The sequence below is a fragment of the Acinetobacter sp. 24-47-39 genome, assembly GCF_056783825.1.
The window spans coordinates 49,980-63,725 of the sequence record NZ_JBWYIP010000016.1 but is presented as its reverse complement, the minus strand read 5'-3'; the positions used below and the strand labels follow the sequence as shown (position 1 = coordinate 63,725).

Genomic DNA, 13,746 nt, shown 5'->3' with positions numbered 1-13,746 from the left:
CGCTTGAGACGAAGGCGAAAGACCTTCAGACTAAACTTAATGAAAATGCAAAGTTAGAAGAGTCAGCAAGATATACTGATGAAACACGTGATGCACTTCAACAAGAAATTAATGAAGCTTTACAACTCGTTGCTGATGGTCGTAATCCATCAAAAAATGTAACTAAAGGTGAAGTTCTAACCGCAATTGAAGAGCTTAATGCTGCAGAACAAGCTTTAGAAATTAATGGGTTACCGCAAGAAATAGTACTTCCTGCGGATAACTCAGTTAATTTCATTCCTGAAGTGATTAACCCGACTACTAAATTACCTTCAGCAGAACAACAACTTGAAGACAAAACTGCATTTGCGGTAGCAAGTGTTGGTTTGGGTGCGGTGCTCGAAGCTAATGTTTTAACTGAAGTTCTTCAAAATTCTTTAACAGTTGATGTTGCTGATGGGACAGTTCGTAACTTGACATTGAAATCACAATCAGGTGGTGTTTCGATCGTCTCGATGTACGATCTTAAAATTTATCAATTTGATGAAGAAACTGGTCAATACAAAGAGTACATGACTGAGAAACAATGGTTGAAAGCTTATTTACTGGCTGGTGTTTCTGAAGAACTGAACGTGAGCCTGCCTGAAGGTAAATATATTGTATTCTTAACACCTTCTGTTGGGGTAACAGTATTAAGTGGTTATACACTGAAGGTATTGAATGACATTATTCTAGATTATAATGAAGTTGTGTCAGTCGATGGTGAAGCAACTGGTAATGTAATCACAGATGCAGATGCTGTTGATGGTCAGGATGTACTGCCAACTGGCACGATTGTAGAGTCAGTTATGGCTGGTTCTAATGCAGCAGTTACGTTGAATAGTAATTCTGAAACCGCGATCGAAGGTAAATTTGGTACGTTATTTATTAATCAAGACGGAAGCTATCGTTACGAGATTAATGAAGACTTTAAAGGCCCATTCGGGCAAGTAGATGAGTTTACCTATTACGTTAAAACAGAACTAGGTAATACAGCTTCTGCGAAGCTTAATATATCGATTGATAATAAAGTTGTTGAGGTAAAACAATCAGAAATCAACGACACTGTTATCATCAATCCACTTCCTGAGATTAAAGATATCACTGGTGAAGTGCCTAAATTAACAAATGTCAAAGTTCTAGATGTAAGTTTGTTAGATCCAGTTATCAAAGCTGGTGCAGTTGATTTATCTTCGTTCATGAATTTCACAGTGAATGAAAATAATGTTCGTGAAATGACTTTCCAAGGCGATGGCGGCGGTGTAAGTTTAAGTTCATACTCTTTATTTATTTATAAATTCAATGCTGATACCAATGAATATGTCCAAGTTCACAGCATCGATAACTGGTATACAGTAATTTTAGGTGGTAAATCTGATGAAGTTACTCTTAAATTTACAGAGGGTGACTATTATGCAGTGACTGTTCCAACAGGACTTAATGTACTTGGTGGATCTGGTCTATATGTAAATAAAGACACACTTTATGATTATTCGACTGTTAAAACAGACAATGATTTTGTCGGTCAAACTTCAGGTCAGATTGAATTAGTTAGTGGGTCAGAAATCATTATTGCTGGTAATTCTCAGCTTGTTGAAGAATCAGAACTTCAAGGTGTGTATGGTAAATTAATTCTCAATAAGGACGGAACTTACCAATACTTCGTAAATAAACCTAGTGAAGGCACAAGCTTACCATATGGTGAAATCGAGACATTTACTTATGTCATTAAAGATCAGAATGGAAATAGTTCACTCGAAACCTTAACGATTAAAATTGATTTAGCTGTTGCTCAAGATGATTTTGAAGAATCTGAAATTGTAATGCAAAATAAATCAGAAACTATTGTGAATGATACAATTTTAGATATTGGTCTGGCTCAACGCACTATCGATGCTAAATTTGCAATAGCTGAAAATTCAGTCAGTACAGTTGCAATTTCTTTTGAAAGTACTCTATCTCTAACTTCATCACGCAGTATTAGTTACACAGTGAAAAATGCAGATGGCACTGTAGTTAAGACTGGTGAGTTAAATGCTGTTACTGGAAAAGTATTACAGTTAAATGATCTTCCGGCTGGCGTATATACTGTACAAGCTAGTCTTGTTAATCCTGGACTTGCTTATTTCAAAGACTCTACAATTACGTTTAATACAACATACTTGAATGAATTTACTCCAGTTGCTTTAGAACCAGTTATTGGAAACGTTTCTAATAATGATGACGGTTTAAATTCTATTAGTTCTTATACTATTAATGGATTAACGACGTCGACTTATAGTGGTAATCCTAGTGTAACTGTCGAAGGTAAATTTGGTACTCTTGTTTTCAATAATGATGGTAGCTATACGTATACACCATCAGGAAAAGGATTTGGTAAAGAAGAATTTAGCTATACTGTTTCGACAGTTGGTGGAACGACTTCAACAGCTACTTTAAGTTTTGATGTAAACAAATCATTTACAAGTTCGAAATTTAATGACGCATTCACTGGAAGTGATATCGCGGATAAATTAATCTTCAACTTACTTGATGAAGCCGATGCAACGGGTGGAAATGGTTTTGATACGTGGTCAGATTTTGAAGCAGGTGTCGATGTAATTGATGTATCTCAACTATTTGTTGATGCTAAGACTTCAACTACATTCTCAACAGATTCGACTGATCAAGTTGCGGATATCTTAAGTAAATATATCACTGTTAAAGATTCTGTAATTTCAATCGATCGCGATGGTGAAGGTACACAATTTGAAGCTACTCAATTGCTGAATATTGGTCCTCAAAATGTAGATCTGACTTTGGAGCAGTTACTTCAAAACGGTCAAATCATTTATTAATTCTTTAAAAACGCATACTTCGGTATGCGTTTTACAAAAAAAGGCGAAACATTGTTTCGCCTTTTTTATGCCAATTTAATCTTTTATTTCAGGAGGAAATCCATCATCAGTTAAAACTTCAGCGATTTTTTTAAAGTCATATGTTGTTTGAATATCCACAATTTTATTTGCAACATTTACATTCACGCTAGCATTAGGATCAAGTGACAGTACAGATGCAGTGACACCTTTAGCACAACCCGAACAACTAATATTTTCAATAAATAATTTCATAATAACCTCTTGCATTAGTTAACATTTATCACTGTCAAGATTGAATATGTTCAATTTTATTCAGAATACTGCAGTTTGAACTCGAATCATTAGAGCACATCTGACTCGCAGCCTTTAATTTTAAAATCATTGATTGCATCGAATGAATTTGTTCTGTCAAAAAGTGGATATGTTGATCTGTAATTTTTTTCACATCAGCACTTTTTCTGTCAGGATTTTTCCAAAGCTCAACTAAACTTTTTATTTGATCGATCGAAAAACCAAGATCTTTAGCATGTTTAATAAAACTTAAAGTCAAAAGGTCTTGCTCTGTGTAAACACGATAACCGCTAGCGCTTCTGATCGGAACAGAAATGAGATCGATTTTTTCGTAATATCGAATCATTTTAGCAGTTAAGCCTGAACGTCGTGCTAATTCGCCAATATTCATGATCTTTCCTTTGTTTTAAGCTGCTAATTTAATTTCAAAGTTTTGAGTCTTAAGGCATTCGCTAATACAAATACCGAAGAAAGTGCCATTGCGATCGCAGCCAAAACAGGTGAGAGCAGGATACCAGTCAAGGGATAAAGGACGCCTGCAGCAATCGGAATCAAACAAATATTGTATAAAAAAGCCCAGAACAGATTTTGATGAATATTTCTAATGGTCATTTCGCTTAATTTGATGGCTTTAGATAAGTTATTCAAATTTGATGACATTAAAATAAGGTCAGCCGTTTCAATGGCGACATCCGTACCTGAACCTATCGCAATACCGACTTGAGCTTGCGCAAGTGCAGGAGCATCATTAATACCATCACCAACAAAAGCAACATTTCCATATCGCGTTTGAAGGGTCTCAACGATGTTTAACTTTTCATGTGGTTTGACCTGTGCATAAACTGCATTGATATTGAGTTGATTAGCCACATATTGCGCTGCATTTTGATGATCGCCAGTAATCAAAGCAATGTGCTTGTCGTTCTTTTTAAGTTGAGCCATAACCTCGTAGGTTTCAGGTCTTAATTGATCCGTGATTAAAATAATTGATGCAAGCTCACCATCGATGGAGACCGCGATGGGTGTTTGAGCTTCATCTAGTAATCTTTGATGGTGAGAGAGTGCATGAGAAATCTTTGCATTTTCTCGAGTAATAAATTCTACAGATCCAATTTTAATATCCTGACCATTCAATTGTGCTTGAATGCCGAATCCTGAAATACTCTTAAACTCAGAAATTTCGATCATCTTTATATGATGATCGGAAGCATATTGAACAATCGCTTTAGCAATTGGGTGCTCGGAATGATATTCAACGGATGCAACAGTTTGTAGAACCTGTTGATGTGTAAATGGTGCGAAAATCTCGATATGACTAATCGCAGGTTGCCCTATTGTTAATGTTCCAGTTTTATCAAATGCAAATGTTGAAATTTCTCGAAGTTTTTGAAGTGAAGTCGCATTTTTAAATAAAATTCCGTGTTCAGCAGCACGTCCCGTCGCAACCATTATCGACATCGGGGTTGCAAGTCCCATCGCACAAGGGCATGCAATAATCAAAACAGAAACGGCGTTAATCAAAGCATAGCTCAGATTAGGTTCAGGTCCAATCACCAGCCACGCGATGAAAGTAATCATCGAAATCAAGAGGATAACTGGAACAAACCATAAGGTGACTTTATCGACTAAAGATTGTATGGGGAGCTTTTGTGTCTGAGCATTTTCAACCAACTGAATAATTGAAGATAAAATGCTATTTTCAGAAGAATGTTTGGTTTCAATGACAAGAAATCCATTTTGATTGAGGGTTCCACCAACAACTTCTGAACCCATCAATTTGTGGATTGGAAAAGATTCTCCACTGATCATTGACTCATCTACAAAGCCTTCACCTGAAATAACCACGCCATCTACAGGAATTTTTTCACCAGGCCGAACTTCAACCTGCATACCGATTGTAATTTTATCAATCGATATATCTTTAGTCTGGAGGTCAGATACTCTAACTCGCGCTGTTTTAGGTTGTAAGCCAATCAGATGTTGAATCGCTGCAGAAGTTCGACCTTTAGCTCGTGCTTCTAGATATTTGCCTAACAAAATAAATGTAATAATGAGTGTTGCAGGCTCGTAATAGACATGTACTGACTGTTGTGGCAATAAACTTGGAAAGAACGTAGCAACAATAGAATATAAATAGGCAGCTCCTGATCCTAAACTCACCAAAGAATTCATGTCAGGATGTAAATTTATCAGTGACTTGATACCTTGTGTGAAAAAATGCCGTCCAGGTATAAAAATAACTAAAGTCGCAAGAATAAATTGGAATAACCAGCTCTGATTCTGACTGATGTAAGTACCTATAAAATGATGAAATGAATGCAAGAGGTGCGAGCCCATTTCAATGATAAATATAGGTAAACTGAGTACAAGTGCGATAATAAAATGTTTGAGAATTTTTTTTGATTCAAGTTCGCGATCTGGAAGTGCTGTGATTGCTTTTTGTTCAAGTACAGCTTCAAACCCTGATCTTTCAATACGCTCAATAACTTGATCAACAGGAACTTGATAAAGTAGATCAATGCTTGCTGTCTCAGTCGCCAAACTTACTTGTGCTGCCAATACACCTGGTACTTTTAGTAAAGAACTTTCAACTCGGCTCACACATGCAGCACAAGTCATGCCTAAAATTTTTAATTTTATTGTTGCCCATTTTTTAATTTTAAAACCTGTTTTATTTACGGTTTGAATGATTTGTTGATCTGTTACGTCTGTTGTTAACTCAATTTGAGCTATTTCAGTGGCGAGGTTCACACTGGCATCTTGAATACCATCGACTTTTTTTAATGAGTTTTCAACTCGGCTTACACAAGCAGCACAGGTCATTCCTTCAATTTTGATTTGAATAGATTTAGTTGAAGTAGATGACATACTTAACTCCATATGCTGATTGAAATAAGGTCACGATCATTCTAAACCTTCCCATTGTGGTAAGGTCAATAAGATTTGTTTCTTGTTTCATCATTACTGATTGGAATCCAAATTAGGCGTATGTTCTTTACTCACTTAAATTAAAAACAATATTCCAAAAATCCATTTAAATTGAATAAATTTTCTTAAATAAAAAATCATCAAAACAAATCAGAATAAAAAATAACCATCAAAAAGAATTATCGATATGATCTAAAGCATTCAATTTAATTGATTAACAATCTTCAAAATTTCAGATATTTATAAAAAATGGGTAATGATATGAATGATAAATTAAGTTTTGGTTTATTCGCGATTTTATTGAGTACCATGGCATTAAGTTCTAATGCGCAAAGCGCAGATTATAAATGGAAGCTAAGAGGTGCGATTAGCAATATTGATCCCACATCTTCTCCAGGTAGTATTTTTAATCAAACAGCACCCGTCACAATAGATGATGCTTGGGGAGTCACTGGCACGATCTCTTATTTTTATACACCAAATATTGCATTTGATGTATTAGTCGGTTTGCCACCTGAACATAAAATTAATGTTGCTGGTAATGAAGTCGCAAAAACAAAACATTTACCTCCAATTTTCAGTGTGCAATATCACTTCTTGCCCAATGAAAAGTTACAACCTTATGTGGGTCTGGGCTTAAATTACACCTATTTTTTTAATGACCGATTATATAGTGATGATAAGTTTGATCTCTCAGATTCTTTTGGCTTAGCAGGTCAAATAGGCGTAGATTACCAATTGAACCCTCAATGGAGTGTTGGTGCTGATATCCGATATGCGGATATCAAAACCGATGTAAAAGTAAATGGAGAAAAGGTAGGAAGTGTGGATGTAGATCCAACAGTGTATAGTTTAAATATCGGATATAGATTCTAAATATTAGGGTTTAAAAAAGGAGTCAATGCCAAGACTCCTTTTTTATAGATATCTACAACTAACTTCAATTAGCCATTGATGATCCCAGTAACACCAGTCACGATCATATCGATGGCAATCGTACCGATAAGTAATGCAGCAACACGCCCCACGATATCTACATATAAGTCGATATAATTAGAATATTTATGCTGTAAATTATCATGCAAATATTTCATTAATATCAAAAGACTACAGGTTAAGAATAAGGTCATAAAGATGACTGTGATTGTCTGCCATAAACTTAATTGAATGCCAGTGATTACAGATGCAGAGATTGTTCCTGGACCGATCATAAAAGGCATGGCGATCGTACCAGCTAAATGGTTTGGTGCTCCACGCATGACCCCAATCGTATCAGCACCTTCAAATACATAACGATAACCAATCACCAAGAAAATGATCCCACCAAAAATTTGGAAAGATTCAAATCGTGCATGAAGTACATCATTAAAAAAAGCTTCACCTGTTTTAGCAAAAATGACAAAAACCACAAAGCTAATTAAACTACCTTGGATCAGCGCCATATTAAAAACTTTTGCATCTGAATTTCGAATAATCCCAAGCATATAAATGCTCATTAAAAAGGGATTAAGCAACGAAAAAAATAGAGCAAAGGCGTTTAGACTTTCTGACATGGTCATTTTCCTTGTTTAGATGAGCTACTACTAACTAAATGTCACGATCAGGAAATTGTGGACGTTTACCTGGACTGATACGGTTAATATGAAGGTACATCATATGACGTTCATATTTGTCCAAAATGTCGTTAATCACTTGTTCTTTGTTGTAACCGACCAAATCATTACCTTGCGAACCTTCAAACAAGTAACTTTCTAAACGATAGTAATAACGCTTTGTTCGTTTAGCACGGGTACTAAAGTTAGGGGTGTCATAACGAACGGGCCAAATCTCATATACGAAATTTTCTTCTTCATTCAAGTGAATAATGAGGTCCAAATGATAAAGCTCAGCATTATCTTCAAGAGGTTTGGTATTCACATCGACTTTGACACCTTTGGATAAAAGTTCCTGTGCCACGGCATCCATTGCAGGTTTACACACATCATCTAACATTTTTAATGTTTGTTCATGGCTAGGATGCAGCATTACGCGACTGAGTCGCTTTTTCCAATTGAGAATATCCACATTGCCCACGACTGGCGCGGCATTTAAGCTAGTACTGGCTTGTCTGAAATCTTCCAATCTCAAGGATTTGTATAAACCTGCCATCACAAAGAATATGACAAAGCTAAAAGGCAGACCCATGATGATGGTTGTGTTCTGTAAGGCAGTAATACCATTTGCCATCAGCATCGCCAAGGTGAGTAAACCAATGGCTATAGCCCAAAATACGCTGAGCCATCTTGGAGAGTCATGCTCGATATTGGTGAATTTTGTCGTGAAATTACCCAAAACAAGAGCGCCTGAGTCTGCAGAAGTAACGTAAAATAATAATCCTGTAATTGTTGCTATACCGGCTAAGAACGTAAAACCAGGATATTGTGCAAGTAGGTCATAGAAACCATGCGCTGGATTTTCTAAAACAGTTGTTGCGAGTTGCGCATTACCATCAAAAATTACATTGTGAAGCGCACTATTTCCAAAGATGGACAGCCAAGTCAGTGTAAATAGTAGAGGAATAATCAACGTACCAAATACAAATTCACGAATGGTACGACCACGAGAAATTCGTGCTAAAAACAGACCGACAAATGGCGACCATGCAATCCACCAAGCCCAAAAGAAAAGCGTCCAACTGTTCATCCATTCTTTAGGTTGTTCGAATGGAAAACTCATTAAACTCAATTTCGGGAATTGACTGAGGTAATCACCTAAATTTTGGATTAAGCCTGCGAGTAAGAATTCTGTATTACCAATCAAAAGAATAAAGAGGAGTAACCCAATCGAGACATAGATATTGATTTCAGAAAGTACGCGAATCCCTTTATTCACACCTGCCGTTACTGAGATGACAGTAATAACCACTGCGATCCCGATTAGACCAGCTTGAATCCACAAATTTTCAGGTAGATCGAAGAGAACGTGAAGACCATAATTGAGTTGTACGACACCAATACCACAGGTAGTCGCGATACCAAAAATCGTACCTAAGACGGCAGCTGTATCTACAGTGTGACCTATAGGGCCGTTAATTTTTTTTCCAAAAATAGGGTAGAGAGCTGAACGGATCGTAAGGGGAAGGTTATAACGATAACTGAAGTAACCTAAGGCTACACCAACCAATGCATACATGCTCCAACCAGTTAAACCATAATGAAACAAGGTCCATACCATGGACTGACGTGCTGCTTCAAAGGTTTGTCCTTCACCTACAGGTGGGTTCATGTAATGCGATAGAGGTTCAGCCACGGAAAAGAACATGAGATCAATGCCAATACCCGCAGAAAAGAGCATTGCAGACCAACTCAATAAACTAAATTCAGGCTTAGAGTGTTTAGGTCCTAATTTAATTTCGCCATATCGGGAGCATGCGATAAATACAATAAAGACAAAATAGAGTGTCGCAGCCAACAGGTAATACCAACTAAAGGTTCTGCTTACCCAATCGAGGGTTTGTGTAATGACGTTATTGGCAGCTTCATTAAACAAAATTGTGGTGATCGAAAACAAAAGTATCAATGATGCTGATACATAGAACACGACCTTATTCAAACTATCCTGCGTTTGATCATTTTTGTTATGCATAAATCAGTGACCATTCAATGAGTAATGAAATGATCTACAGCGCAGTTCGATTTAAATCCTGATAGAAGCTTGCTTTATCCACAATTACAAACTTTTGCAAATACAAAACAAACTGAGCTGTACATCATGGAAGTAATAGCACTATAATTTTTATTGATTGAACGTTCAATTAAAAAAACGTTTACTAATGTTACAGCGTTCTTATTGATAAACGCTGATTATAATCTCCTGTAGGTTTAGGTCATCTTATGCCAAAAGTTGGTATGCAACCCATTCGTCGTCAACAATTGATTGATGCCACTCTCTCCACTGTAAATGAGCTCGGTTTTGCTGATGCATCCATTCAACAGATCGCGCAAAGAGCAGGTGTCTCCACGGGTATTATTAGTCATTATTTTGGTGGTAAGAATGGATTGATTGAGGCAACCATGCGCTATTTACTACAGCAACTTGGAGAAAGTGTAAGGGATCTAAAATCGGAGGTTGGTCATTTACCAGAAGATCGTTTAATGGCGATCGTTAAAGCGAATTTTGCAACGCCTCAGACCAATCAAGCCGCGATGAAAGTATGGCTCGCGTTTTGGGCTATTAGTTTGCATCAACCCGATCTACACCGATTACAGCAAGTGAATCACTGTCGTCTACATTCAAATTTAAAACATGAGTTTTTAAAACGTTTAAGCCCCACAAAAGCTGAACAAGCAGCTCAAGGGTTGGCTGCATTAATTGATGGGTTCTGGTTAAGGGGCGCATTAACAAGAAGTGAGATTGATACCGATCTTTCTATCCGTCTTTGCCATGCCTTTATCCAGCAGCAACTTACACAATAATTTTTAATATTTACTATATCTGAGGCTAATCGTATGAATAAATTCCCATTACAACGTCCTTATATTCATGGACAATTCGTCGATGCTCAATCAGGTCAAACTTTTGATTCGATTAATCCAGCCACGGGGCAAGTTCTTGCGACCATTCAAGCATGTTCTCAACAGGATGTGGATCAAGCCATTCTATCTGCCAAACAAGGACAGAAAGTTTGGGCTGAAATGACTTATATGCAGCGTTCAAGAATTTTAAATAAAGCTGTAGCTATTTTACGTGAAAGAAATGATGAACTTGCCACCATTGAGTCCTTAGATAGTGGTAAAGCATATAGTGAAACATCGACTGTAGATATTGTGACAGGGGCTGATGTACTCGAATACTACGCTGGAATTTTACCTGTACTCGAGGGTCAACAGATTCCTTTAAGAACAGATTCATTTGTCTATACACGCCGTGAACCTTTGGGAATTGTAGCTGGTATAGGAGCATGGAATTATCCAATTCAAATTGCCTTATGGAAGTCAGCACCTGCTTTGGCGGCGGGGAATGCAATGATTTTCAAAGCCAGCGAGATTACCCCATTAACAGCCTTTAAATTGGCAGAAATTTATACCGAAGCTGGAGTGCCAGATGGGGTATTCAATGTTGTAACAGGGGGCGGTGATATTGGTGCCTATTTAAGCCAGCATGTAGATATTGCGAAAATTTCATTTACTGGTGGTGTGAGCACTGGAAAAAAAGTGATGGCTCAAGCTGCTGAATCGAGTCTTAAAGAAGTCACGATGGAGTTGGGTGGGAAGTCACCATTAATTATTTGTGAAGATGCTGATTTAGACTTAGCTGCAGATATTGCAATGATGGCAAATTTCTATAGTTCTGGACAGGTATGTACGAATGGGACACGAGTGTTTATTCCAGAATCATTAAAACTAAAATTTGAAGAAAAGCTATTAGAACGTATTCCTTATATCCGCTTAGGTAATCCGCTCGATCCAGAAACAAATTTTGGACCAGTATCTAGCTTTGCGCATATGAATAAAATTTTGGCATTCATCGATTCTGCTAAAAGCGAGGGAGCACGTTTAGTGTGTGGTGGTTCTAGAGCAACAGATGATCATTTAAAAAATGGTGCTTTTGTACTGCCTACAATCTTCAGTGATTGTCGAGATGAGATGACCATTGTTCAAGAGGAAATCTTCGGTCCTGTGATGGGTATTTTGACATATACATCAGAAGAAGAAGTGATTCGTCGCGCTAATAATACTTCTTATGGATTGGCTGCTGGCGTGGTTACCCCTGATATTGTCAAAGCACATCGAATCATCCACCAAATTGAAGCAGGTATATGTTGGATCAATACGTGGGGTGAATCGCCAGCTGAAATGCCAGTCGGTGGCTATAAGCATTCTGGTGTAGGAAGAGAGAATGGTTTAACGACTTTACAACACTACACGCAAATCAAATCGGTACAAGTGGAATTAAGTCCATTTCAATCTGTATTTAAAGCCTAAGGAGAACACTATGACATATGATTACATTATCATAGGTGCAGGTTCTGCTGGGAATGTACTTGCAGCGAGACTCACCGAAGATCCAGATATTAAAGTTCTGCTCCTTGAAGCGGGTGGCCCTGACTACCGTTTAGATTTTAGAACTCAAATGCCTGCTGCTTTGGCTTATCCTTTACAAGGTCGACGTTATAATTGGGCATATTTGACCGATCCAGAACCACATATGAATAACCGCCGTATGGAATGTGGACGTGGTAAAGGTTTAGGTGGTTCATCATTAATTAACGGTATGTGTTATATCCGTGGGAATGCCATGGATTTAGAACAATGGTCTCAAATGAAAGGACTCAGTCATTGGCGCTATGCTGAATGTTTACCTTACTATAAAAAAGCAGAGTCTAGAGATATTGGTGCAAATGAATATCACGGTGATCAAGGCCCAGTAAGTGTTGCTACGCCAAAGTCAGACAATAATGAGTTATTTCATGCAATGGTTGAAGCGGGTGTGCAAGCTGGATATCCACGTACGGATGATTTAAATGGATACCAACAAGAAGGCTTTGGTCCAATGGATCGTACGGTGACACCTCAAGGCAGACGTTCCAGTACCGCTCGTGGCTATTTAGATATGGCTAAAGGTCGTCAGAATTTAACGATTATTACGCATGCCACAACCAATCGAATCTTATTTGAAAAAAAACAAGCTATCGGTGTTGAATACATTCTTGGTCAAGATGCAACTAATTTACACAAGGTCTATGCTGAGCGAGAAGTATTGCTGTGCGCAGGTGCTATTGCATCACCTCAAATTTTACAGCGTTCAGGGGTAGGAGCTAAGTCATTATTAGAGTCACTGGATGTAAAGGTTGTGCAAGATTTACCGGGAGTGGGTGAAAATCTGCAAGATCATTTAGAAATGTATCTTCAATACCAATGTAAGAAGCCCGTCAGTCTTTACCCTGCATTAAAATGGTATAACCAACCTAAAATTGGCGCTGAATGGCTGTTTTTGGGTAAAGGAATTGGCGCAAGCAATCAGTTTGAAGCAGGTGGATTCATTCGCTCTAGTGTGGAGTTTGAGTGGCCGAATCTCCAGTATCACTTTTTACCAATTGCAATTAACTACAATGGTACCAATGCAATCAATGAACATGGTTTTCAAGCACATGTTGGATCTATGCGATCGCCGTCAAGAGGAAGAATTCGCTTAACCTCGAAAAATCCTTTTGATCATCCGAGCATTTTATTTAACTACATGAGCACTGAACAAGATTGGCGCGAATTCCGTGATGCAGTGAGAATTACACGAGAAATTATGCATCAGCCTGCATTAGATCAGTACCGAGGTAGAGAAATCAGTCCAGGTTCAGCATTAAAAACAGATCAGCAAATTGATGAATTTGTAAAAAATCATGCAGAAACAGCGTATCATCCTTCGTGTAGCTGTAAAATGGGTGAAGATGATTTAGCTGTTGTAGATGGTTACGGTCGTGTCCATGAAATAGATGGGTTGCGAGTGGTCGACGCTTCTATCATGCCGCTGATTATTACTGGTAATCTCAATGCAACGACGATCATGATGGCCGAGAAGATTGCAGATCACATTCGTAATCGACCTGCTTTAACCCCTTCAGATGCACCATTTTATCGTGCAGAAACTTCACCCTCATTTTCTTAATTATAAATTT

Annotated in this window: 10 protein-coding genes; 5 read left to right on the top strand and 5 right to left on the bottom strand. The window is 37.7% G+C overall.

All coding sequences use genetic code 11. The features are described 5' to 3' along the window. The coding region (locus tag AC1M9C_RS13425; RefSeq protein WP_481953893.1) for a BapA/Bap/LapF family large adhesin at window positions 1–2,855 on the top strand (2,855 nt) is incomplete at its 5' end. A gap of 75 nt (window positions 2,856–2,930) precedes the next feature. Here AC1M9C_RS13425 and AC1M9C_RS13420 read toward each other — a convergent pair. The 3 genes from AC1M9C_RS13420 to AC1M9C_RS13410 are packed head-to-tail and all read right to left on the bottom strand — an operon-like array spanning window position 2,931 to window position 6,035. Further along, window positions 2,931–3,128 (bottom strand): heavy-metal-associated domain-containing protein, encoded by a 198-nt coding sequence (locus AC1M9C_RS13420; protein ID WP_481951917.1) that lies wholly within the window; start codon window positions 3,126–3,128, stop codon window positions 2,931–2,933. 34 nt (window positions 3,129–3,162) lie between these two features. Continuing rightward, window positions 3,163–3,558 (bottom strand): Cu(I)-responsive transcriptional regulator, encoded by a 396-nt coding sequence (cueR, locus tag AC1M9C_RS13415; protein WP_481953892.1) that lies wholly within the window; start codon window positions 3,556–3,558, stop codon window positions 3,163–3,165. Window positions 3,559–3,581: 23 nt separating this feature from the next. After that, a complete protein-coding gene (locus AC1M9C_RS13410; protein ID WP_481953891.1) occupies window positions 3,582–6,035 on the bottom strand; it encodes a heavy metal translocating P-type ATPase in 2,454 nt (817 codons plus the stop codon). 321 nt (window positions 6,036–6,356) lie between these two features. Here AC1M9C_RS13410 and AC1M9C_RS13405 point away from each other — a divergent pair, with 321 nt between their 5' ends. After that, window positions 6,357–6,971, top strand: a complete 615-nt coding sequence (locus tag AC1M9C_RS13405) for an OmpW/AlkL family protein (protein WP_481953890.1) — start codon at window positions 6,357–6,359, stop codon at window positions 6,969–6,971. Between the two features lie 68 nt (window positions 6,972–7,039). Here AC1M9C_RS13405 and AC1M9C_RS13400 read toward each other — a convergent pair whose 3' ends face one another. Together AC1M9C_RS13400 and AC1M9C_RS13395 are read right to left on the bottom strand one after the other, a co-directional pair. Then, on the bottom strand, window positions 7,040–7,648 hold the full coding sequence (locus tag AC1M9C_RS13400; protein WP_035268656.1) for a MarC family protein: 609 nt from the start codon (window positions 7,646–7,648) through the stop codon (window positions 7,040–7,042). Window positions 7,649–7,682: 34 nt separating this feature from the next. After that, window positions 7,683–9,719, bottom strand: coding sequence for a choline transporter (locus tag AC1M9C_RS13395; protein WP_035268654.1), 2,037 nt, complete (start codon window positions 9,717–9,719; stop codon window positions 7,683–7,685). A 248-nt stretch (window positions 9,720–9,967) separates the two neighbouring features. Between AC1M9C_RS13395 and betI the strand changes: the two genes are divergently transcribed. Genes betI through betA form a run of 3 tightly spaced genes read left to right on the top strand, consistent with a single transcriptional unit; the run spans window position 9,968 to window position 13,736 of the window. Further along, window positions 9,968–10,549 carry a transcriptional regulator BetI gene (gene betI / locus AC1M9C_RS13390; protein WP_481953889.1) on the top strand — a complete coding sequence of 194 codons (582 nt, stop codon included), beginning with the start codon at window positions 9,968–9,970 and terminating at the stop codon, window positions 10,547–10,549. A gap of 33 nt (window positions 10,550–10,582) precedes the next feature. Then, complete coding sequence (gene betB, locus AC1M9C_RS13385) at window positions 10,583–12,058, top strand: betaine-aldehyde dehydrogenase (protein ID WP_481953888.1); 1,476 nt, start codon at window positions 10,583–10,585, stop codon at window positions 12,056–12,058. A gap of 10 nt (window positions 12,059–12,068) precedes the next feature. Beyond that, window positions 12,069–13,736, top strand: coding sequence for a choline dehydrogenase (gene betA, locus AC1M9C_RS13380; RefSeq protein ID WP_481953887.1), 1,668 nt, complete (start codon window positions 12,069–12,071; stop codon window positions 13,734–13,736). Window positions 13,737–13,746 lie beyond the last annotated feature (10 nt).